The organism is Bradyrhizobium sp. 76 (assembly GCF_023073025.1).
GTDB lineage: Bacteria > Pseudomonadota > Alphaproteobacteria > Rhizobiales > Xanthobacteraceae > Bradyrhizobium.
The window spans coordinates 967043-988500 of sequence record NZ_JADPIS010000149.1 but is presented as its reverse complement, the minus strand read 5'-3'; the positions used below and the strand labels follow the sequence as shown (position 1 = coordinate 988500).

The window sequence follows — 21458 nt, the reverse complement described above, 5'->3', positions numbered from 1 at the left end:
CCGCTCAAGGAAACGCCAGCCGGCCGGTCTGAATCGCCCACATCACGCTGGTCAGGGTGACCACGGACGCAAACGTCCCGAGCAGCACCGCGACGGAGGCGGACTCGATCCAGGCGTCGTTCTGCCGGGCGATGACGAACACGTTCAACGCCGGCGGCAGCGAGGCCATCAGCACGGCGGTCGCCGCCCAGGGCTGCGCGAACGGGCCGAACGCCAGCATCAGGCCGAACGCTGCGAGCGGGTGGATCAGGAGCTTGACCGCGATCACGCCCGGCACTTCCCACGGGACCCGATCGAACGGGCGGAGTGCGACGGTGACGCCGAGCACGAACAGTGCGGTCGGGGCGGCTGCGTTCTGGAGGAATGTGATGGTGCGATCGAGCGCGACAGGCATCTCAATATGCAGCGATGCGAAGGCCGCGCCAAAACAGGCCGACATGATCAGCGGGTTGAGCACGATCTGCTTCAGCACGACGCCGAAGGCATGCACGATCGAGGGATGATCGCGGTCGGAAAGCTCGATCAGCAGCGGCACGATGGTGAACAGGAAGATGCTGTCACAGCAGAAGATCAGCGCAGTGGGCGCCGAGGCCTTGGGCCCGAGCACGGCGAGCGCCAGGCCGGGTCCCATGTAACCGATGTTTCCGTAGCCACCGGAGAGCCCGGCGAGCGTCGCCTCGCGCAATGTCAGCCCGCCGAGAACCTTGCCGACGACCAGCGCGAGTGTGAACGCCGCAACGGTCGACAGCGTGGTCGCGACCAGGAATGGCGGGTTGTTCAATTCGGAGAACGGCGTCTTCGACATGATCGCAAACAGCAACGCCGGGAGCGACACATAGAGCAGGAAGAAGTTCATCCAGGCGAGGCCCGATTCCGGCAGGGATTTGACCTTGCCGCAAGCGAATCCAACGAAGATCAAGCCGAAATAAGGTAGAGCTAGATTGAGGATATCGACCATTGATAAAGTGTTTTCTGAAGATTTGGGGGCTATCTGTCCCGCACCCGCGGGTTAATTCCAGATCAGGGCACTAGCATCGGCCACAATCCTGGTCTATCGACGGGGAATGATTAAAGCGCGGACCGCCAAATTCCAGATCGGACAGGTCGTGCGCCACCGGATCTTCTCGTTCCGGGGCGTGATCTTCGACATCGATCCGGAATTCAACAACACCGAGGAGTGGTGGCTGTCGATCCCCGAGGAGGTGCGGCCCCACAAGGACCAGCCGTTCTATCACCTGCTCGCGGAGAACGCGGAGTCGGAATACGTCGCCTACGTCTCCGAACAGAACCTAGTGCCGGACGATTCCGGCGAACCGGTCCGGCATTCCCAGGTCGCCGAGATCTTCGTCAAGGACAAGACCGGCGGTTACCGCCCGCGCAATCCGTCGCTGAACTGAGTTCGCAGCCATCAACTGGCCAGCAAAAAAGGCGCTCGAACCGAGCGCCTTTTTCATGTCCGGGATCGGGTCCCGATTACTTCTGTCCAGCCGGAGGGGCGCCAGGCGCTTGCTGCTGCTTCTTCTGCAGCTCTTCAGCCTTCTTCTGGAGCTCTTCCTGCAGCTTCCTCTGGGTTTCCTCGAACACCTTCGGGTCGGTCGGCGGACCGTCATAGGCCTTCTGGAATTCGCCGGCGAGCGGCAGCGGCAGCGTCAGCGGCGCACCGTTGGCATTGATCGCCTGAACAACGAGGTTCTGGCCCTTCTTCATGCTGTTGATGAACTCGGGCGTGGCCTCGTAGTCGGACATGCAGCCGTTCTGGAAGCAGATCACGTACGGGCTCTGCAACGGCGCATTGTTGTCCACGATGATGCGGGTGCCGTGCACCAGCTGCATGCCGAGCGGCAGCGTCACACGCAGGATCTTCTTCGGCTCGCCTTCCGGCTCGATGATGACGGCCGCGATGACCGGCTGGCCCGACTCGATACGGCCGTCCTTGCCGGTGAAGCAGACCTGCTTGGCATTGGCGTCCTGGCCCTTGAGGCAGAACTTGGTCCAGGGGGCATAGATCAGCTGAATCTGCTGATCCGCGGGCTGAGCCGCGCCCTGCTGAGCCGGAGCGCCTTGGGCGGGAGCCGGCTGGGCGGGTGCCTGAGCGGCCGGCGCCGGCGCCTTGGGGGCAGCCTTCGGAGCCGCCTTCGGCGGAGCCGCCTTGGGCGCGGGCGCGCCCGGAGCTGGCGCGGGAGCCTGAGCCTCGGCGGCAAACGGGACGGCCAACGCTGTCGCCGTCAACAAGGCGAGAAGTCGCCCGCGCGGCCGGACGGACGCGGCCAAGTAACGGAAATTCATTGCGGAAAACCCTTTCTGAACGGGAAGTGCCCGAACCGCTTCGACGCACCGAACCTGGCCGCGTTGGGCGCGGCTCTCTCCCCGTCAAATGAGGCGGATAAGTGACGGCTCGGCGCTCGTGCGCGATTGCGTGCCTTCTTAACGTGGCCGACGAAAAGATCAATGCCGACAAGCGTCTTTGGCCGCGCGCCGGCGTGCGCCCCCGGGAAAATCCCTGTGATAGGATTCAGGCCCGCAGTCCTCGAATCAACGTGTGCAGATGTTCATGTTCCAGCGCCTTCTCGAGGGCCGCCCTGAGGGTCTTTGCGTCCGCCTCTGCATCCTGGCTTTCGCCTTGGGGCTCCCGGCAAGCGGCGCAAGGGCCGCGGAAGCCCACGCCATCGCCATGCACGGCAAGCCGGCGATGCCTGCCGATTTCACCCACATGCCTTACGTCAACCCTGAAGCCCCCAAAGGCGGCCGGCTGACCTGGGGCGTTCTCGGCACCTTCGACAGCCTCAATCCCTTCATCGTCAAGGGACTGGCCGTGCAGCCGGTCCGGAACTACGTGGTCGAGAGCCTGCTCGCGCGCGGCAATGACGAGCCGTTTACGCTCTACGGCCTGCTCGCCAGATCGGTCGAGACCGATGACGAGCGCAGCTTTGTCACGTTCCACATCGATCCCCGCGCCCGCTTCTCCGACGGCAAGCCAGTCCGCGCCGAGGACGTGCTGTTCTCCTGGCAGTTGCTGCGCGACCACGGCCGCCCCAATCACCGGCAATATTACGGCAAGGTCGCAAGGGCCGAGGCGCTGGATCCCCTCACCGTCCGCTTCGACCTTGCGGGAGCCAATGACCGCGAACTGCCGCTGATCCTCGGCCTGATGCCGATCCTGCCGAAACACGCGGTCGACGTCGCGGCTTTCGAGGAGACGACGCTGACGGGCCCGGTCGGCTCCGGCCCCTATCGCGTCACCGCCGTGAGGCCCGGCGCCAGCGTGACGCTGACCCGCAATCCCGACTATTGGGGCCGCGACCTCCCAATAAATCGCGGGCTCTACAATTTCGACGAGATCAGGCTCGACTATTTTCGCGAGGCCAACGGCCAGTTCGAAGCTTTCAAGCGCGGCCTTTATGATTTCCGCATCGAGCACGAGCCGCTGCGCTGGCACGACGGCTACGACTTTCCCGCGGCGAAGAATGGCGACGTGATCCGCGACACCTTCAGGCCGGGCGTGCCGCAACCTTCCGAATTTCTGGTGTTCAACACGAGGCGCCCCATCTTCGCCGACATCCGCGTGCGTCAGGCATTGACGCTGCTGTTCGATTTCGAGCTGGTCAACCGCAACTACTTCTTCAACCTCTACTCGCGCGTCGCCGGCTATTTTGCCGGCTCGGATCTGTCAGCGTATGGCCATCCCGCCGATGCGCGCGAGCGCGAGCTGCTCAAGCCGTTCGCCGCGCAGATCCCGCCTGACATCCTGGACGGCAGCTACCGCTTGCCGGTGACCGACGGTTCGGGCCGCGACCGGACCACGCTCCGCGCAGCCCTGAAGCTGTTGTCGGAAGCCGGTTACGATCTCGACGGCACCGTGCTGCGCAACCGCGCGACCAAGGCGCCCTTCACCTTCGAGATTTTGGTCACGACCCGCGACCAGGAACGCGTCGCGCTTGCGTTCCAGCGCGACCTCAAGCGCGCCGGCATCGAGCCGAGCGTGCGATCGGTCGATCCCGTGCAATTCGACCAGCGCCGGCTCGCCTACGAATTTGACATGATCCAGAACCGCTGGGACCAGTCGCTGTCGCCCGGCAACGAACAATATTTCTACTGGGGGAGCGCTGCCGCTGACAATCCGGGCACCCGCAACTACATGGGCGCCCGAGATCCCGCGGTCGATGCGATGATCGCCGCACTGCTGGAAGCCCGTGAACATACGGATTTCGTATCCGCAGTGCGGGCGCTCGATCGCGCTTTGATCTCCGGTTTCTACACAATCCCCCTGTTTAGCGTATCGGAGCAATGGATCGCGCGCTGGAATCGGATAGAACGGCCAGAGGCCACCTCGCTGTCCGGCTATTTGCCGGAGACCTGGTCGTCGAGGGGGCCGCCGCAAGCTCATCAAGCAAAGTGACGCCGTGAACCAGCCAGCCGTATCGCCGACGCTCGACACGCTGTTTCAGCGCACGCTGATGCGGCAGCCGCACGCGACCGCTCTGCTCGACCCCCTGAACAAGTTCCGCGTGACCGGTCACCAGCCGCGGCGGATGAGCTATGCCGAGGCTGACACGGCCATCGAGGCGCTGTCGGCCTATTTCGTCGAATCGGGCCTGCCGGCCAATTCCGTCATCGCGATCCAGCTGCCGAACACGGTCGAGTTCGTGCTCACCGTTCTCGCCGCCCATCGCGCCGGCCTCGTCGTCGCCGTACTGCCGCTGCTCTGGCGCCATGCCGAACTGACCGCCGCTCTCAACCGCACCGCGGCGCGGGCCATCGTCACCATGAGCACGGTCGACGGCGTCAGCTATTCCGATCTCGCGATGCACGCGGCCGCGGAAGCCTTCTCCATCCGCCATGTCTGCGGCTTCGGCACCAACCTGCCCGAAGGTATGGCCTCGCTCGACGACGTGCTGGCCCGTCCGCCCGGCACCGCGCGCGCCGTGATTCAGGATGGCCGCAAGGCGGCGATGATCTCCTTCGACGTCACCGCGGAAGGCTTTCGGCCGGTGCCGCGGCCGCATTTCAGCCTGATCGCCGGTGGGCTCGCGATGTCGCTGGAAGCCGACATCAGGCAGGGGGCGACCGTGATGGCGGCGTTCACGCCGATGTCGTTCGCAGGACTCGCCTCCTCGCTCGCGGTGTGGCTGCTGTGCGGCGGCACGCTGGCGCTGCATCATCCGTTCGAGAACGACGTGTTGGAGCAGCAGATCAACGCGCACGAATGCGACGTGCTGATCGCACCGGCGCAGTATGCCCAGCGGCTCGGCGATTCCGATCTGGCGGCGCGGATGCCGACCTTGCGCAACGTCATCGGCCTGTGGCGTGCCCCCGAGCAGGTGGCGGCGAGCGAGGCATGGATCGCGCCGCATGCGCCGTTCACGGACGTCTATCTGTTCGGCGAGGCCGGATTGTTCGGCGCCCGGCGTGGCGAGGACGGCATGCCGGTGCCGGTGATGCCGGGACCGCACGGCGCGCCGCGCGAGCAGTCGGGTTCGTCGATCGCCGGCGAGATTCTGCTGACGCCGAAGGGCACGCTCGGGCTGCGCGGCCCGATGGTGCCGATCGCGGCCTACGCCCCGCCGCCGCCGGTCGGCGACAGCCTGATCGCGCAGCCACCACGCGACTATGTCGACACCGGCTATGCCGCGCGGCTCGATCGTCCCAGCGGCGCGATCTGCATCACCGCGCCGCCCTCCGGGATCATGGCGGTCGGCGGCTACCGCTTCCTGTCCAACGACCTCCAGGAATGGGCGCGCCGGCTCGGCCAGGGCGCCTTGCTGACCGCGCTGCCCGACCGGCTCTCCGGTCACCGGCTCGCGGGCCGGGCCCAGGACAACGCCCGCGCCCGCGAGGCGCTCAGCGAACTCGGGCTTAACCCCCTGATGGTCGAAGCTTTTCGCGACCGTTCCGGGGCGGTCTAAGCGTAGTTTCGACCGTTCCATTGACGCTGCATTAAGGCGGCCGGACTAGATTGCGCGGCACCTGTCGCGTGATCAGAGTCTCTCGATGTCCCAGGCCGGCCCGATCCTGTTTGTGTCCAATGGCGAGCGGCCGGCCTTCATCGCGGCGCTGGACGAGGCGCGATTCTTCCCCGTGATCGACACCGCCTGGGCCGGCGCGGTGCGCGCGGTCGAAGAGGTACAGCCGGCCGTGGTTCTCGCCGCGATGGATGCCGGGCACGAGCCGCATCTGGCGCCGCTCGCCAGAAAGATCGCGGAGCAATCGCCCTACCTTCCCTTCGTGGCGCTGGATGCGGCAGGCGCACTCCCGCACAACGCCCTGCCCTTCTCTTCCTCGCGCGCCGGCCATTCCGAACGCCTGATCGCGCGGCTTCGCGCCGCACTACGGATTCGCACGCTCCATGCCACGGTGCTGCGCCGGCTGCCCGAGGTGAAAGTCGCGCTGCCGGAGGCTGATCCCGTTCGCGATGCCACGGTGCTTCTGATCGGTCGCGGCGCGGCTTACCCCGCGCTTTCCGTCGCGCTCGGCGAGCGCGTCGGCGTCATCGGGGCACTGTCGATCGAGGCGGCGGCCAAGCATCTCAACACCCGCGACCTCGACGGCGTCGTGCTCGCCGAAGGTTTTACCCCCCGCGTGACCGATGCCTTCCTCACGGTGCTCGCCGAGGACACCCGCTTCCGCAGCCTGCCCGTGATCGTCACTGCGCATCAGCTCACGCAGACTTACGACCTGCCCAATCTCGAGCTGATCCCGGGCGAGCCGGCCAAGGTCGCCGCCAACGCGCTGCCCCTGATCCGCCAGCACGCGATGGAAGCCCAGCTGAGCCGCACCCTGCGCTCGATCGATGCCGGCGGCTGGCTCGACCCGCGCAGCGGCCTGCTCACGGTGGAAGCCTTTGCACGCGATTTTGCCAAGGCGGTCGAGCAGACACTGGCCCGCGGTGGCGGCCTCTCGGTCGCGCGCTTCGCCTTCGACCCCGGCAATTCCCGCGCCCAGCTCGATGCCGCGCGTATTCTGAGCCGCCTGATGCGGCAGATGGATTTCGGCGTGGCGCAGAAGGACGGCTCGGTCATCGTCGTGTTCGCGGAGACCGACTTCCGCACCGCCCACATGATCGCCCGCCGCCTCTCCGCGGTGATGCGGCATACCTCGAACGGCAAGCACGAGATGCGCAGCGATCCCGTCGTCTCGGTGGATTCGCTGTCGCCGTCGGATACGGCACGGTCGCTGCTTGGGCGGCTGTCGGCCGATGCGTCGCGGGCAGCGTCGTAATCATCCGCCAACGCTCGCTGCCGTCGGACTCGACTGCTCTTATGTGGAATCTTTACGCGAAACACCATTCGCATTCTCATTCGCGACGGGCGGCAGCCGGCGCAAAAAACCCGCGGCCGGTGAACGGTCGCGGGTCCAAAGATCCGAAGCTCTGCCAGTACATCCGTGGTCAAAGCAACGTCAATGAGATTGCGGCAGCCTATGCGGCGCGCAGATCTTCAGCAGCAGACTTGCCGGTCCGGCGATCTGCAACGATTTCAAAAGAAACCTTCTGCCCTTCGTTGAGGGTATTCATGCCGGCGCGTTCAACGGCGCTGATATGAACGAAGACATCCTGGCTGCCTTCGTCCGGCTGAATGAATCCGAAGCCCTTTTGGCTGTTAAACCACTTCACAGTTCCCGTCGTCATGGGGATCGTCCTTTAAGATAGATAAACGTTAGCCGCGCTCAGAAGCGCGGTGGGTGTCGTCGAGATCTGGAGGGAGGGTCGTCAGTCAGGCGCGCTTTTCAGCGGCGAGGCCAAGTCGTTCGGCCGAAACTCGATAGATTGAAGGTAGCAACTGTTCGATCGTTCCGCAAGTGATCATATGTCGCTGTTCCGGAATCCGGGTGCGGCGCGTCGTTTCGCGCCGCACCGCCTCCGGAAACTTCTACGCCGCCTTCTTGCTCTGCGCGAGCTGGGCCAGCTGGCGCATGATCTCGGTGGTGCCGGCCAGACGCTCTTCCGGCGTCTCCCAGTCCTGCAGGAACACCACCTTCATGTCGGGCCGCACCTTCGCGGCCTGGCCGTGGCTGCGGATGAACGACACCAGGCGGTCGGGATGGGCGAATGAATTATCACGGAAGGCGATCACGGCGCCCTTCGGACCGGCATCGATCTTGCCAACATTGGCCTGACGGCAGAACGCCTTGATCGCGGCGACCTTGAACAAATAGCGCACCTCGTCCGGCAGCACACCGAAACGATCGCGCATCTCGGCGCCGAAGTTCTCGATCTCCTCCTCGCTGTCGAGGTCGGCGAGCCGTCGGTACAACGACAGCCGCACCGAGAGATCGCCGACATAGTCCTCCGGAATGAGCACGGGCATGCCGATGGTGATGGTCGGCGACCAGCGATCGGCGGCGGGCTCGGACACGCCGGCCTTGAGGTTGACGATCGCCTCCTCCAGCATCGACTGGTAGAGCTCGAAACCGACCTCCTTGATGTGGCCGGACTGCTGCTCGCCCAGGATGTTGCCGGCGCCGCGGATGTCGAGGTCGTGCGAGGCGAGCTGGAAGCCCGCGCCCAGCGTCTCCAGCGATTGCAGCACGGTGAGCCGGCGCTCGGCCTGCGCCGTGATCTTCTGCTGCGCCGGCAGCGTGAACAGCGCATAGGCCCGCAGCTTGGAACGGCCGACGCGGCCGCGGAGCTGATAGAGCTGGGCGAGGCCGAACATGTCGGCGCGATGCACGATCAGCGTGTTGGCATTGGGAATGTCGAGGCCGGATTCCACGATCGTGGTCGACAGCAGGATGTCGAACTTGCCGTCGTAGAACGCGGTCATGATGTCCTCGATCACGGCGGGCGGCATCTGCCCGTGCGCGACCGCGACCTTCATCTCCGGCACGTTCTTGTCGAGGAAGTCCTTGACCTCGGCGAGGTCGTCGATGCGCGGCACCACGTAGAACGCCTGGCCGCCGCGATAGCGCTCGCGCAGCAGCGCCTCGCGGATCATCAGGGGATCGTGCGGAGCGACGAAGGTGCGGACCGCGAGACGGTCGACCGGGGGCGATGCGATGATCGAGAGCTCGCGCACGCCGGTGAGCGCGAGCTGGAGCGTGCGCGGGATCGGCGTGGCCGACAGTGTCAGCACGTGCACCTCGGCGCGGAGCTGCTTCAGCCGCTCCTTGTGGGTGACGCCGAAATGCTGCTCCTCGTCCACGATCAGCAGGCCGAGGTCGCGGAACTTGATCGACTTGCTGAGCAGCGCGTGAGTGCCGACGACGATGTCGACCGAGCCGTCGGTGAGGCCCTTCTTGACCAGATTGAGCTGCTTGGCCGGAACCAGGCGCGAGGCCTGCGCGACCTGGACCGGGAAACCCTTGAAACGGTCGGTGAACGTCTTGTGGTGCTGGCGGGCGAGCAGCGTGGTCGGCACCACGACCGCGACCTGCTTGCCTTCGAGCGCCACGGCGAAGGCAGCGCGCAGCGCCACCTCGGTCTTGCCGAAGCCCACGTCGCCGCAGATCAGCCGGTCCATTGGACGGCCGAGCTCGAGGTCCTTCAGCGTGGACTCGATCGCGCCAAGCTGATCCTCGGTCTCGTCATAGGGGAAGCGCGCGCAAAACTCGTCGTAGAGGCCCGGCTGCACCGGCAACTTCGGCGCTTCGTGCAGATGCCGCTCGGCGGCGATCTTGATCAGCTCGCCCGCGATCTCACGGATGCGGTTCTTGAGCTTGGCCTTGCGCGTCTGCCAGCCCGAACCGCCGAGACGATCGAGTTCGACCGAGGTCTGGTCGGAGCCGTAGCGCGACAGCAGCTCGATGTTCTCGACCGGCAGGAACAGTTTTGTCTCGGCGGCATAATGCAGCTCGAGGCAGTCATGCGGCGCACCGGCGACGTCCAGCGTCTGCAGGCCGATGAAGCGGCCGATGCCGTGATCGACGTGGACCACGATGTCGCCGGCGGCGAGGCTCGTCACCTCCGAGATGAAATTGTCGAGCTTGCGGCTCGCCTTGCGCGGCCGGACCAGCCGATCGCCAAGGATGTCCTGCTCGCTGATGAGCGCGATCTCGTCGGTCTCGAAACCGCTTTCGAGGCCGAGCACGGCGAGCATGGTCTCGTTGCGCGGGGTCGCTTGCACCGTGCGCCAGCTATTGACGCTGGTCACAGGCGTGAGCTTGTGATCGCGCAGCATCGAGGTCATGCGGTCGCGCGAGCCCTCCGTCCAGAGCGCGATGACCACCTTCTTGCGGCTTGTCAGTAGCCCATGCACATGTGCGACGACGGCTTCGAAGACATTGACATTGTTATCGTTGCGCTCCGGCGCGAAGTCGCGGCCTTTGCGTGCGCCGGCATCGACCACGCTGGTGCCATCGGCAGGCACCGAAAACTGCGTCAGCCGCACCAGCGGCATCCCGCTCTCGCGCTTGGCCCACTCCTCCTCGGTCAAATAGAGCCGGTCAGGCGGCAGCGGCTTGTAGATGGCGCCGCCGCCCGGATGCTCCATCGCGTCGCGGCGGGCCTGGTAATAATCGAGGATCTGCTTGAAGCGCTCGCGGATGGCATCCTCGGCCTGCGGCTCGATCGCGACGGCTGCTCCTTGCAGATAGTCGAACAGCGTGTCCATGCGGTCCTGGAACAGCGGCAGCCAATGCTCCATGCCGGGATGACGGCGACCCTCGCTGACGGCCTCGTAGAGCGCATCGTCGCGCTCGGGTGCGCCGAACTCGGCGACATAACCCATGCGAAAGCGGCGGATGGTGTCGGTGACGAGCTGGAATTCGGAGATCGGCACGAGATCGAGCGCGCGCATGTCGAGCAACGTGCGCTGGGTCTCGGCATCGAAGGTGCGGATCGACTCCAGGCTGTCGCCGAAGAAGTCGAAGCGGACGGGCTGGTCGAGGCCTGCCGGAAACAGGTCCAGAATGCCGCCGCGCACGGCATATTCGCCGGGCTCGCGCACGGTCGAGGAACGGTTGTAGCCGTTGTGCTCGAGCCAGGCGACGATGGTGTCCATCGGCACGACGTTGCCGGGCGCGACCGACAGCGCCTGCGCCGCAACGAGGTCGCGTGCCGGCACGCGCTGCACCGCGGCGTTCACCGTGGTCAGCACGATCAGGGGCTTGTCGCTGCCGGTCAAGGACGCCAGCCGGGCCAGCGTCGTCAGCCGCTGCGCGAGGACGCCGCCATGCGGCGAGACGCGGTCATAGGGTTGGCAATCCCAGGCCGGAAATGTCAGCACGGGCAAATCGGGCGCGAAGAATTGCAGCGCGCGTTCGAGCTGCTGCATCCGCGGGCCGTCGCGGCAGATCACCGCGAGGCTGACAGCCGGCTTCTTCGGCCGCGCCGCGATGGCGCGCGCGAGATCGGAAACGACGAGGCCCTCGGCACCCTCGGCGACATTGGCAAGCGTGAGCGCGCGGCCGGGCGTGAGCAGCTCGGCCGGCGATTTCATCCCCTGCTTCATACGTCGCGGTCCGCGATCGGAAACGCCTTGATGCGCGCAAACAGCGGGCCGACGACGTCGGCGGCAAGCACCTTGTCGCCGGTGATGGCGGCATAGAGGTCGGGATCGGCCTCTTCGAGCAAGGTCTCGAGCTGCGTCAGCTCGTCATCGGACAGGTTGCCGATCTCGGCATCCGCGAAGCGGCCGAGGATCAGGTCCATCTCGCGCGTGCCGCGGTGCCAGCAGCGGAACAGAAGCCGCTTGCGGCGGTCGTCCAGCCCGTTGCTCGATCGTGTCGTTCCCGTCATGTCTCAATTCCAGTCAAACGCCAAAAGCCCGGACGTGCCGGGCCGGGGTGATATAGCCACTCGGGCGGGCCCTGTCAGCCCTCGATTTGTCATGGCCCGCCGCCGCCGCAGGGACACGAAAAAACACGTGGATGCCGGGCATAAAGCCGGGCATGACCAGCGAAAACGATCCTAGGTTCGCCTGATGCGCCCCAGCCTGCTCAATCCGCTGTTTGCCCCCGTGACCAGCCTGCCCGGCGTCGGTCCGAAGCAGGACAAGCTGCTGCAATATCTGCTCAGCCGCAATGAGACGCCGCGGCTGGTCGATCTGTTGCTGCATTTGCCGAGCCAGGTCATCGACCGCCGCGCGCGGCCGAAGATCCGCGATGCCGTGCAGGGAACCATGGTGACGCTGGAGGTCACCGTCGACCGCCACCGCCCGCCCCCGCCGCGCAATGCGCGTGCGCCCTACCTCGTCTACGCCAGCGACGATACCGGCGACGTCGTGCTGACTTTCTTCCGCGCAAAGCCCGGCTATGTCGAGAAGCTGCTGCCGATCGGCGAGAAGCGCTTCGTCTCCGGCACGCTGCAGATGTACGACGGCATTCCGCAGATCGTGCATCCCGACCGGGTGCTGGACGAGGAGGCGATTTCAAAACTATCCGGCATCGATCCCGTCTATCCCTTGACCGAAGGCCTTGCGCTCGGCTCGCTGCGCCGCGCGGTCGCGCAGGCGCTGCAGAAGCTCCCGGTACTGCCGGAATGGATCAGCCCGGAGGTGCTGCGCCGCTGCGGCTTCCCGCCGATCACCGAGGCGCTCATCCGCGTGCATCAGCCGGTCGAGCTCACCGACATTCTGCCCGACCAGCCGTTCTGGTCGCGCCTCGCCTTCGACGAACTCCTGGCCGGGCAACTCGCCCTTGCCCTGATTCGCGCGCAATTGCGTCGCCCGGCCGGTGTGCGCAACGCCGGCGACGGGCACCTCCGCAACAAGATCATCGATGCCCTGCCCTATGCGCTGACAATCTCCCAACGCGATGCCGCCGCGGCCATCGCCGACGATCTGCAACAACCGGTGCGCATGCTGCGCCTGCTCCAGGGCGACGTCGGCTCCGGCAAGACCGTGGTCGCGCTGCTGGCCGCCGCTGCCGTCACTGAGGTTGGCAAGCAGGCGGCGCTGATGGCGCCGACCGAAATTTTGGCCCGTCAGCACATCAAGACCATCGCGCCGCTCGCCGAACGCGCTGGCATGCGGGTCGCGATCCTCACCGGCCGCGAAAAGGGCAAGGAGCGGCGGGACCTGCTGGCACACCTCGAAGCCGGCGAGATCGACCTCCTCGTCGGCACCCATGCGTTGATCCAGGACGACGTGATCTTCAGCGATCTCGCCCTCGCCGTCGTCGACGAGCAGCATCGATTTGGCGTGCGCGAGCGGCTGGCGCTGACGTCAAAGGGCGAGGCCGTCGACGTGCTGGTGCTGAGCGCCACGCCGATTCCGCGCACGCTGGTGCTGACCTATTTCGGCGACATGGATATCAGCGAGCTCAGGGAGAAGCCGGCCGGCCGCCAGCCGATCGAAACTCGCACCATATCGATGAGCCGCCTCGGCGAGGTCACCGATAGCATCGGCCGCGCGCTCGAATCCGGCAAGCTGGTGTACTGGATCTGCCCACTGGTCGAGGAATCCGAGGCCGAGGGTACCGAGCACCTGACCAATGCGACCAAGCGCTTCGAAAGCCTGCAAAAGCGTTTCGGCGACCGTGTCGGCCTCGTCCACGGTCAGATGAAGGGCACCGAGAAGGACCGCGTCATGGGCCAGTTCGCCGCCCACGAGATCGGCTTGCTGGTCGCGACCACCGTGGTCGAAGTCGGTGTCGACGTGCCGGCGGCGACCATCATGGTGATCGAGAACGCCGAACGCTTTGGCCTCGCCCAGCTTCATCAATTGCGCGGCCGCATCGGGCGCGGCTCGGAGGCTTCGACCTGTCTTCTGCTCTACTCCGATCCGCTCGGCGAAATGTCGAAGGCACGGCTGAAGGTGATCCGCGAGACCACCGATGGTTTTCGCATCGCCGAGGAAGATCTGAAGCTGCGCGGCGAAGGCGATGTGCTCGGCGTGCGCCAGAGCGGCTTGCCCGGCTACCGCATCGCCCGCTCCGAGGTGCACGGCCAGCTCATCACGCAAGCCCGCGACGAGGCGCTGCGCATCCTGAAGGACGATCCAAAGCTGAAGGGCGAGCGCGGCGAGGCGTTGCGATGCCTGCTGTATCTGTATGAGCGGGACGAGGCGATCCCGCTGATCGGAGCGGGTTAGCTGGCCGCTCGTTGCCGTCCAATCTCATAGGCCGCCACATGAGCGCGGGCGAGATCCAGCAGCGGCGTGTCGATGCCGAGTGCACGCGCCCGGTTGGCCATATCGCCGAGGATGTGCTCCGCCTCGGTGATCGAGCCGCGCTCGATATCACGCAACATCGAGGCCTTGAGCGGGGAGTCCGGGGTCGTGAACAGCTTCCGGTCAAACTCGATGAAAGGCGCTCGCGGCTCAAAACCCGAGGCCGTCGCCACGGCACAGCATTCCGCGAACAGGCGAAAAATGGACTCCTCGCCCTTCGGTACGGTCAGAATGTCTCCGATGCTTGCACGCATCAGGCAGGTGATGCCGGCGAGCGTGCTCAGCTGGACGAATTTCTCCCACATGTCCTGCATGATCGATTCGCTGGCGCGCACGTCGATACCGGGCACGTGCAGCAGCGTCTCCAGGGCGAGCACGCGCTCGCTCAACGCCCCCTCGATCTCGCCGAAGACGATGGTTTGATTGGCCATGAACTGAACGACTCGGCCATCCGCATCGAGTCCGGCACTGACGTTTGCGAGCCCGCCGAGGACGGAGCTCGCGCCGAACCGCGCAGTCAGGGCGTCGACATGTTTCAAGCCGTTGAGGATCGGCAAAATCACCGTGTTGGCGCCAACGGCCGGGGCAAACTGGGCCATCGCGTCGTCGAGCGAGTAGGACTTCACGCCGACGAGCACGACGTCGAACGCTTCCTTGAGATCGTTGGCGAGGATGACCTTCGGCTGCACGGCGAAATCGCCGTGCGGGCTCACGACCTGCAATCCATTCCGCTGCAACTGCTCCGCCCGCCCGGCCCGCACCAGAAAGGTCACGTCGCCGCCGGCTCGGACCAGGCGCGCGCCGTAATAGCCTCCAAGCGCTCCCGCGCCGATCACAAGGACTCTCATTCGAACTCCCAATGCGGAGTGACCGCTTCCGCAGAAACAATAACAGATGAGCCTCGCGACGTCTCCTCCCCGTCATTGCGAGCCCAGCGACTTGTCCGCCGAAGCTTTAGCGAAGGCGGAAGTCGCTGCGTTCGCAATGACTGTGTGGGTCGAGCCTGCCACATAGCGACCGGTGGAATCGCAGCGACGCCCCCTCACCCCGAATGCGCTTGCAAAAATTTGCCGTGCTCCGCTTCGGTCGCATCGTTGGCGGGGAACATGCACTCGAGCCGCAGTTCCTCCGCCGTCACCGTCTGCGGCGTTCCGACCGTCGTGATCAGAGAGAAGTAGTCCAGCGTCACGCCGTCCTTGACGAAGGACAGCGGGATCATCGGCATCGCATCGGAGGCCGACGGCGCACGCCAGTCCGGCTTCACCCCGGGGTATTGCGACAATTCCTCCAGCAGCGCCTTCGTCCTGATGTCAACGACGTGTCCGACCGCCTCGCGATACACCCGCGCCAGCAGCCCGCGTGCGGTCTGCGGCCAGTTCGCGATGAAGGGGCGCATGCCCTCCGGATCGAACATAAGATGCAGCAGGTTTCGTGGCGCCGGCCGTGCGGACATGTCGATGAAGCAATTGAACAGAAGCGGCGCAGCCTCGTTGGTCATCAGCACGTTCCAGTAGCGGTCCATGACGATGGCGGGAAACGGCTCGTGCTGACGCAGCATGCGTTGCAGGGCACGCTTGATGCTCGTCATGGCGGGCGCCTCGAGCGCGGGATCGGAATAAGACGGCGCATAGCCGGCGGCCAGCAGCAGCTCGTTGCGTTCGCGCAAGGGCACGTCGAGGGCTTGCGCAAGATCGAGCAGCATCTGGCGGCTCGGAACGCTGCGGCCGCTCTCGACGAAGCTGATGTGTTTCTGCGAGACGCCGGCGTCGAAGGACAGATCGAGCTGCGTCTTGCCGCGAATGTCCCGCCATTGACGCAGCAGCGCGCCCGCGGAACTGGCGCGCGTCTTGAGGGCACTGGCCGTCGCTTTCATGGCCGACTGATCCTTCCTGTCAATGTGCGGCATCGTCAACGCGCATCGGCGGCGGTGCGTCGGCTTATCCGAGACACCGCCGCCGATGGTAGCAGGTTCGAAGCGATCAACCGAAGGCGACCGGTCCCACGGCGCCGACCCAGTGCCGTACCTTGGTAGCGTCCCTCTCGTCCATGTAGAAGAAGTGCGTCATCGTCGGATGAACCGTCTTCATCGAGGGATCATCGGGTGTCATGTCCACGATACCGCGAAACACCTTCAGGGCGCCGGCGTCCCAGTATTCGGTGACGTGATGCAGCGCGGTGAAGCCGGTGTCGATGAAGGCTTTGAGGTTGGCGCGGATCGCCTCGCGCCCCTTCCAATCGGCGACGCCGAGGTTGCAGACGGCATCCTCCGCAAAACAATCAAAACCTCGTCCAAAGGTCTTGTCGTCGATCTCCCGCCACATGTCGAGCAGCCATCGCGGCGGCTCCTTCTTCGTAAACATGACTTGCATTTCTGTCTCCTCATGCACTGACACACGCGCAACAGGAGGCTTGATAAAATGCTTCCTGTCGGGTGGATGACCGGGACAGTAGCCAGGCTGCGGATTGGCTCAATTACATGCCAGGTAATAAAGTGCGTTCAGGAGGCCTCCTCTTTCCCTGAGCCCGACTTTATGGAACCCTACGACGATGCGCCGGATCATCGTTGTGGGCTGTCAGGGCAGCGGAAAGACGAGCCTCTCCCGGAATCTCGGGCGAAAGCTCGGGCTGCCGGTGGTGCATCTCGACGTGCTCTATTGGCGGCCGGGCTGGAAGCCATCCGACAAGCCGGGCTTCCGGGAACGCGTGACTGATGCGATCGCGGGCGACGCATGGGTTGTCGACGGCAGCTTCTCGGGACTCGCCTTCGATCTGACGCTGGCGCGCGCCGACACGCTGGTCGTCATCGACCGCCCGCGCTGGCTCTGCCAGTGGCGCATTCTCCTGCGCTCCGCCTTCGATCGCGGCAAGGCCCGGCCTGACCTCCCGGAGGGGTGTCCCGAACAGTTCGACTGGAAATTGATGCGGGAAGCATGGCGCTACGACACCGAGCGCGCGCCTGTCATCGAGGCCGAGCGCCTGCAGTATGGCGCAGACGTCCCGGTCGTGCGCTTGAGACGCGATCGGGACATCCAGGGGTTTCTGGATTCGATGCACGGCACATGACCGATGGCCGTGACGCGAGACCCGACGATCAGGATTTCTTTTGCGCGATACGCGCGGCGAATGCCTTCATCAGGTCGGTATCTGCCGACTCGCCTTTCGCGTCCTCGGCGAGATGCTCGAACCAGCGCGCAAAGCCCTCGTAAATCTGGCTGGCCGGATGATCGGGCCCGAGGAAGCCGGAAATCTCCCGCATCTCGGCAACCCAGCGATAGGCCTTCGGGATCATGTCCGGCAGCGCGACTTCGAGCCGGGCCAGAACCGCGGGCTGGCTGAGTGCGAGTTCGTCGCGCAGCGCATCCGCAGCCCCCGCCTTCGTTGCCGCGACCACCATAGCCGAGCCGATGCCGGCGAGGCCCTTGACGATACCGGCATAGGACATTTTCAGCGCGGACGCGGCACCGACCGGCCCTTCGACGATCCGCACGTCGAGCCCGAAATCCTTCAGCACGGCGACATCCTTGGCGTGCTCGCCCGACATGTAGAAGGCCGGGCTCTTGCCGCCGGGCTGGGGCGGGAACCCGATGATGCCGGCATCGACGAACGGCGCCTGTGCCGAGCCGATGATCTGCTCGATCCTCATCACGGTATCGACGTTGACGGCATTGCAATCGACCACGACCGGCTTCTTCTCGCGCCGGACGATCAGCCCGGCAAGCCACTCGGCGAGCGCCACGGCTTCGCCCGGCGGCACGATCGAGAGGATGATGTCGGCGTCCGCGATCGCGTCGTCCTCGGCGCCGATCATGCCGGTATCCGCCGCGCGTTTGCGCGTCGCCTCGCTCCGCCCTCTCAACGACGTCAGCACGCGCGCACCGTGCTCGCCGAGACGGCGGGCCACGGCACTGCCCATGGCACCGGGCGCGAGGATCGCAATGGTTTTGGACATCGTGCACTCCAGATCGAATTTCGAGCAACGCGCTCGGTTCAACCGGAGACTAGCAGAGGACGGGACGCCAGCGTGAGCGCCGGCCATCCCGCAGAGGAATGGCCCTACTCCACCTTCGCAGGCTGAGGCTGGAGCGCCGAGGCGTTGGCAATACGCGCGGCATTCGCCATGCCAGCGAGGGCCGCCGCCTTCTTCGAATCGGGCGCCGAGCCCGGCTGCACCACGCCGGCCGACATGATCAGCGTCGCGGCGTCTTCGGTGCTCATGTCGACCTCGACAATCTTGCTCTTGGGAACGTAGAAGAAGAAGCCGGTGGTCGGGTTCGGCGAGCAAGGCAGGAACACCGAGACGTGCTCCTCCTGACCAGGCAGGCTGCGGGAGACATCCTCGTTCGGCGATTGCGAGATCAGCACGATCGACCACATGCCCGGCGAGGGAAACTCGACCAGGCCGACTTTGCGGAAGCTCGAGCCCTTGCCCGAGAACAGGGTCTCGAACACCTGCTTCAGGCCGCGGTAGATGGCGCGCACTGCCGGAATGCGGCCGAGGAAAGTCTCGCCGACATCGACCAGTGTCCGGCCGATCAAATTGGCCGCGAGGAAGCCGACCAGAGTCAGCGTGAAGAATGCGACGATCAGCCCCCAGCCGGGGATGACGTACGGCATGTAGGTTTCAGGCCGATAGGCCAGCGGCACGAATGGCCGCACCACGCCATCAACCCAGGTGACGAACCACCAAACCAGATAAAAGGTGATCGCAACCGGTCCCGTCACCACGAGCCCGGTGAGAAAATAATTGCGGAAGCGGCCTATCAGGCCGGTATGCGGCTCCGGCACGGGATCAAGAGGCGCAGGCGCGTCGTCACGGGGGTTCATCAGGGTTCCAGGTCGGTCGCTTCGTTCAAGCTAGGGTCTTCTAGCAGGTTTTGGAAGACCACGAAGCGTTCCGGCCCGACCCTTCCGCCTATTCCACCGTCACGGATTTCGCGAGATTGCGCGGCTGGTCGACGTCGGTCCCCATGATCACCGCCGTATGATAGGCGAGCAGCTGAACCGGGACGGCATAGACCATCGGCGTGAACGCCGCCGCCATATCAGGCATGACAATGGTGACGAGGGACTCGACGGTCGCCTCCGCCGCGCCTTTGGCGTCGGTCATCAGGATGATCTTGCCGCCGCGGGCAGCGACCTCCTGCATATTGGAGACGGTCTTTTCGAACACCCGGTCGTAGGGCGCGATGACGACGACGGGCATGGTCTCGTCGATCAGCGCGATCGGACCGTGCTTGAGCTCGCCGGCGGCATAACCCTCGGCGTGGATGTAGGAGATCTCCTTCAGCTTCAACGCGCCTTCGAGGGCGAGCGGGAAGCTGGTGCCGCGACCGAGATAGAGCACGTCGCGCGACTTGGCGATCTCGCGGGCGAGCTTCTCGATCTGGAGCTCGGTGGTGAGCGCATCCGACATCAAACGCGGGATCTCGACGAGCCCGTGGACGAGCTTGGTCTCGTCCTCGTCGGACAGTTCGCCGCGGGCCTTGCCGGCTGCGATCGCAAGATTTGCCAGCACCATGAGCTGGCAGGTGAAGGCCTTGGTCGAAGCGACGCCGATCTCTGGGCCGGCCAGCGTTGGCAGCACGGTCTCGCTTTCGCGCGCGATCGTCGAGGTCGGCACGTTGACGACGGCGATCGTATGCACGCCCTGGTCCTTGGCGTAACGCAGCGCGGCCAACGTGTCGGCGGTCTCGCCCGATTGCGAGATGAAGATGGCGAGATCGCCCTTGCGCAAGGGCGCCTCGCGGTAGCGGAATTCGGAGGCGACATCGACTTCGACCGGCACGCGCGCGAAACGCTCGAACCAGTATTTTGCGACGAACCCGGCGTAGCTCGCAGTGCCGCAGGCCGTGATGTTGATGCGCTGGATATTCTTGAAGTCGAACGGCAGCTTGACCGGCAGCGAGACCCGCTCGGTCGCCATGTCGACATAGCGTGCCAGCGTATGGCCGACCACTTCAGGCTGCTCGTGGATCTCCTTGGCCATGAAGTGGCGATAGTTGGCCTTGTCGACCAGCGAGGTCGAGGCGGCGTGCTTGGTCTTCTCGCGCTGGACGGCGTGGCCGTCCTTGTCGAAGACCGAAGCGCTCGTATGGGTCAGCACGACCCAGTCGCCATCCTCGAGATAGCTGATCGTGTCGGTGAACGGCCCGAGCGCGATGGCGTCGGAGCCGAGATACATCTCGCCGTCGCCATAGCCGATCGCGAGCGGCGGACCGTTGCGGGCGCCGATCATGAGATCGTCCTCGCCGGCGAAGATGAAGCCGAGCGCGAAGGCGCCGCGCAGCCGCGCCAGCGTCAATTTCACCGCTTCCACGGGCTTGTTGCCGCGCGTGAGCAGATCGTCGACGAGATGCAGCACGATCTCGGTGTCGGTCTGGGTGTGGAACACCGTGCCTTTCTTCTCGAGCTCCTCGCGCAGCTCGCGGAAATTCTCGATGATGCCGTTGTGAACGACGGCGACACGCTCGGTCGCGTGCGGGTGCGCATTGTTCACGGTCGGCTTGCCGTGGGTGGCCCAGCGCGTGTGACCGATTCCGGTCGTACCCTTGAGCGGCTCGGCCTCCAGCCGCCTCTCCAGATTCTTCAGCTTGCCCTCGGCGCGGCGGCGCTCGAGATGCTTGCCCTCGAGCGTGGCGACGCCCGCGGAATCATAGCCGCGATATTCAAGACGTTTGAGCGAATCCACCAATTGCTCTGCAACCGGCTCGCGCCCGAGAATGCCGACAATCCCGCACATGCGGATCAATATCCCCCAAATCGTCGAAAAATCGCCTAAACGACGCGCTCGGTTTTTAGCGAAGTTCCTAAGGAACCAGATACTCAATAATTATTGCCGATTGAGACAGCACCGACGGCAACGCGCCTCGCCTGCGTCGAACTGGCTGAGCCTTAAACCTCGCGCATTAACTTGTTGTCAACGAATTTGGCCAACCCTTGCGTCCCAAGGAGAGAGGCCATGAAAGGCTCATCCAACCGCAAAAGTCCGTCATCGATGGCGGTGCGCGCCAGCGAGACCACCGGCACGCACCTTGCGCATTGGCCTCCGCCCCAGCGCGGCAAGGAAAGCAAGCCCGTTTTCATCAAGCACGCCGCCGGCGAGCCGGCGAAGCGTGCAAAACCGCGCGGCTGGCGCCTGACGCGCGCGATCTTCTCGGAATTCGCCGACGACGAATAGCGGCGCGCCTCACCACCTCAGCACCAGGGCACACACGAGGAATACGACGAACGCCCAAAACGCTATTCCGGTGAACAGCGGCGCGGTCTCATGCTCATGCGGGCGGCGTACGCCGAACTGTTCCAGCAGCCATCGTCCCGGCGGCTTGATGACGTTCTCGACGAAGAATTTGAGTACTTCGTAGTCGTTATCGTCGTTCATGAGCGCGCAGCTCTGGCAGCACCGATCAATTCAGCCGC

General features: G+C 65.1%; 19 protein-coding genes. 7 read left to right on the top strand and 12 right to left on the bottom strand.

Features of this window, described 5'->3' with window-relative positions; all coding sequences use genetic code 11:
• Positions 1-4: 4 nt before the first annotated feature.
• Positions 5-958, bottom strand: coding sequence for an AEC family transporter (locus IVB48_RS40260; protein WP_027566999.1), 954 nt, complete (start codon positions 956-958; stop codon positions 5-7).
• Between the two features lie 106 nt (positions 959-1064).
• Here IVB48_RS40260 and hspQ point away from each other — a divergent pair, with 106 nt between their 5' ends.
• Positions 1065-1397, top strand: coding sequence for a heat shock protein HspQ (hspQ, locus tag IVB48_RS40255; RefSeq protein WP_027518019.1), 333 nt, complete (start codon positions 1065-1067; stop codon positions 1395-1397).
• Positions 1398-1473: 76 nt separating this feature from the next.
• Here hspQ and IVB48_RS40250 read toward each other — a convergent pair whose 3' ends face one another.
• On the bottom strand, positions 1474-2286 hold the full coding sequence (locus tag IVB48_RS40250) for an invasion associated locus B family protein (protein ID WP_027567000.1): 813 nt from the start codon (positions 2284-2286) through the stop codon (positions 1474-1476).
• A gap of 259 nt (positions 2287-2545) precedes the next feature.
• Here IVB48_RS40250 and IVB48_RS40245 point away from each other — a divergent pair, with 259 nt between their 5' ends.
• From IVB48_RS40245 to IVB48_RS40235, 3 genes are all read left to right on the top strand, one after another.
• Positions 2546-4396 (top strand): extracellular solute-binding protein, encoded by a 1851-nt coding sequence (locus IVB48_RS40245; protein WP_247408835.1) that lies wholly within the window; start codon positions 2546-2548, stop codon positions 4394-4396.
• A gap of 4 nt (positions 4397-4400) precedes the next feature.
• Positions 4401-5903, top strand: coding sequence for a class I adenylate-forming enzyme family protein (locus tag IVB48_RS40240; protein ID WP_247408756.1), 1503 nt, complete (start codon positions 4401-4403; stop codon positions 5901-5903).
• 85 nt (positions 5904-5988) lie between these two features.
• Positions 5989-7215 carry a GGDEF domain-containing protein gene (locus tag IVB48_RS40235; protein ID WP_247408754.1) on the top strand — a complete coding sequence of 409 codons (1227 nt, stop codon included), beginning with the start codon at positions 5989-5991 and terminating at the stop codon, positions 7213-7215.
• 199 nt (positions 7216-7414) lie between these two features.
• Here IVB48_RS40235 and IVB48_RS40230 read toward each other — a convergent pair whose 3' ends face one another.
• From IVB48_RS40230 to IVB48_RS40220, 3 genes are all read right to left on the bottom strand, one after another.
• Positions 7415-7624: a cold-shock protein gene (locus IVB48_RS40230; RefSeq protein ID WP_007610535.1), complete on the bottom strand. Its 210-nt coding sequence runs from the start codon at positions 7622-7624 to the stop codon at positions 7415-7417.
• Positions 7625-7865: 241 nt separating this feature from the next.
• Positions 7866-11384, bottom strand: coding sequence for a transcription-repair coupling factor (gene mfd / locus IVB48_RS40225; protein ID WP_247408751.1), 3519 nt, complete (start codon positions 11382-11384; stop codon positions 7866-7868).
• On the bottom strand, positions 11381-11671 hold the full coding sequence (locus tag IVB48_RS40220; RefSeq protein WP_247289919.1) for a succinate dehydrogenase assembly factor 2: 291 nt from the start codon (positions 11669-11671) through the stop codon (positions 11381-11383). The genes mfd and IVB48_RS40220 overlap by 4 nt, the downstream gene beginning before the upstream one ends.
• Positions 11672-11855: 184 nt before the next feature.
• On the opposite strand from IVB48_RS40220, the gene recG reads away from it, so the two are divergent.
• A complete protein-coding gene (gene recG, locus IVB48_RS40215) occupies positions 11856-13964 on the top strand; it encodes an ATP-dependent DNA helicase RecG (protein ID WP_247408749.1) in 2109 nt (702 codons plus the stop codon).
• Here recG and panE read toward each other — a convergent pair.
• From panE to IVB48_RS40200, 3 genes are all read right to left on the bottom strand, one after another.
• Positions 13961-14890, bottom strand: coding sequence for a 2-dehydropantoate 2-reductase (gene panE / locus IVB48_RS40210; protein ID WP_247408747.1), 930 nt, complete (start codon positions 14888-14890; stop codon positions 13961-13963). The genes recG and panE overlap by 4 nt on opposite strands.
• 194 nt (positions 14891-15084) lie before the next feature.
• Complete coding sequence (locus IVB48_RS40205; protein WP_247408745.1) at positions 15085-15915, bottom strand: helix-turn-helix transcriptional regulator; 831 nt, start codon at positions 15913-15915, stop codon at positions 15085-15087.
• Positions 15916-16021: 106 nt separating this feature from the next.
• Complete coding sequence (locus IVB48_RS40200) at positions 16022-16411, bottom strand: nuclear transport factor 2 family protein (RefSeq protein WP_247289912.1); 390 nt, start codon at positions 16409-16411, stop codon at positions 16022-16024.
• A 178-nt stretch (positions 16412-16589) separates the two neighbouring features.
• Here IVB48_RS40200 and IVB48_RS40195 point away from each other — a divergent pair, with 178 nt between their 5' ends.
• Positions 16590-17105, top strand: coding sequence for an AAA family ATPase (locus IVB48_RS40195; protein ID WP_247408742.1), 516 nt, complete (start codon positions 16590-16592; stop codon positions 17103-17105).
• Positions 17106-17133: 28 nt separating this feature from the next.
• Here IVB48_RS40195 and IVB48_RS40190 read toward each other — a convergent pair whose 3' ends face one another.
• The 3 genes from IVB48_RS40190 to glmS all read right to left on the bottom strand — a co-directional run bounded on the left by IVB48_RS40190 (position 17134) and on the right by glmS (position 20781).
• On the bottom strand, positions 17134-17991 hold the full coding sequence (locus IVB48_RS40190) for an NAD(P)-dependent oxidoreductase (RefSeq protein ID WP_247408740.1): 858 nt from the start codon (positions 17989-17991) through the stop codon (positions 17134-17136).
• 104 nt (positions 17992-18095) lie between these two features.
• Positions 18096-18866 carry a DUF502 domain-containing protein gene (locus tag IVB48_RS40185; protein ID WP_027567012.1) on the bottom strand — a complete coding sequence of 257 codons (771 nt, stop codon included), beginning with the start codon at positions 18864-18866 and terminating at the stop codon, positions 18096-18098.
• Between the two features lie 88 nt (positions 18867-18954).
• A complete protein-coding gene (gene glmS, locus IVB48_RS40180) occupies positions 18955-20781 on the bottom strand; it encodes a glutamine--fructose-6-phosphate transaminase (isomerizing) (protein WP_247408738.1) in 1827 nt (608 codons plus the stop codon).
• A gap of 219 nt (positions 20782-21000) precedes the next feature.
• On the opposite strand from glmS, the gene IVB48_RS40175 reads away from it, so the two are divergent.
• On the top strand, positions 21001-21219 hold the full coding sequence (locus tag IVB48_RS40175) for a hypothetical protein (RefSeq protein ID WP_247289906.1): 219 nt from the start codon (positions 21001-21003) through the stop codon (positions 21217-21219).
• A 9-nt stretch (positions 21220-21228) separates the two neighbouring features.
• On the opposite strand, the gene IVB48_RS40170 is transcribed toward IVB48_RS40175, so the two are convergent.
• Entirely contained in the window at positions 21229-21420 is a 192-nt protein-coding gene (locus tag IVB48_RS40170; RefSeq protein ID WP_247289904.1) for a hypothetical protein, read from the bottom strand.
• Between the last annotated feature and the right edge of the window lie 38 nt (positions 21421-21458).

Bases quoted from the DNA above. Each gene is read 5' to 3' on its own strand.
- IVB48_RS40190 (WP_247408740.1), bottom strand. From the start codon at position 17,991: ATGTCCAAAACCATTGCGATCCTCGCGCCCGGTGCCATGGGCAGTGCC.
- IVB48_RS40235 (WP_247408754.1), top strand. From the start codon at position 5,989: ATGTCCCAGGCCGGCCCGATCCTGTTTGTGTCCAATGGCGAGCGGCCG.
- recG (WP_247408749.1), top strand. From the start codon at position 11,856: ATGCGCCCCAGCCTGCTCAATCCGCTGTTTGCCCCCGTGACCAGCCTG.
- IVB48_RS40205 (WP_247408745.1), bottom strand. From the start codon at position 15,915: ATGAAAGCGACGGCCAGTGCCCTCAAGACGCGCGCCAGTTCCGCGGGC.
- IVB48_RS40185 (WP_027567012.1), bottom strand. From the start codon at position 18,866: ATGAACCCCCGTGACGACGCGCCTGCGCCTCTTGATCCCGTGCCGGAG.
- IVB48_RS40245 (WP_247408835.1), top strand. From the start codon at position 2,546: ATGTTCATGTTCCAGCGCCTTCTCGAGGGCCGCCCTGAGGGTCTTTGC.
- IVB48_RS40200 (WP_247289912.1), bottom strand. From the start codon at position 16,411: ATGCAAGTCATGTTTACGAAGAAGGAGCCGCCGCGATGGCTGCTCGAC.
- IVB48_RS40260 (WP_027566999.1), bottom strand. From the start codon at position 958: ATGGTCGATATCCTCAATCTAGCTCTACCTTATTTCGGCTTGATCTTC.
- hspQ (WP_027518019.1), top strand. From the start codon at position 1,065: ATGATTAAAGCGCGGACCGCCAAATTCCAGATCGGACAGGTCGTGCGC.
- IVB48_RS40195 (WP_247408742.1), top strand. From the start codon at position 16,590: ATGCGCCGGATCATCGTTGTGGGCTGTCAGGGCAGCGGAAAGACGAGC.
- IVB48_RS40250 (WP_027567000.1), bottom strand. From the start codon at position 2,286: ATGAATTTCCGTTACTTGGCCGCGTCCGTCCGGCCGCGCGGGCGACTT.
- glmS (WP_247408738.1), bottom strand. From the start codon at position 20,781: ATGTGCGGGATTGTCGGCATTCTCGGGCGCGAGCCGGTTGCAGAGCAA.
- IVB48_RS40170 (WP_247289904.1), bottom strand. From the start codon at position 21,420: ATGAACGACGATAACGACTACGAAGTACTCAAATTCTTCGTCGAGAAC.
- panE (WP_247408747.1), bottom strand. From the start codon at position 14,890: ATGAGAGTCCTTGTGATCGGCGCGGGAGCGCTTGGAGGCTATTACGGC.
- mfd (WP_247408751.1), bottom strand. From the start codon at position 11,384: ATGAAGCAGGGGATGAAATCGCCGGCCGAGCTGCTCACGCCCGGCCGC.
- IVB48_RS40230 (WP_007610535.1), bottom strand. From the start codon at position 7,624: ATGACGACGGGAACTGTGAAGTGGTTTAACAGCCAAAAGGGCTTCGGA.
- IVB48_RS40220 (WP_247289919.1), bottom strand. From the start codon at position 11,671: ATGACGGGAACGACACGATCGAGCAACGGGCTGGACGACCGCCGCAAG.
- IVB48_RS40175 (WP_247289906.1), top strand. From the start codon at position 21,001: ATGAAAGGCTCATCCAACCGCAAAAGTCCGTCATCGATGGCGGTGCGC.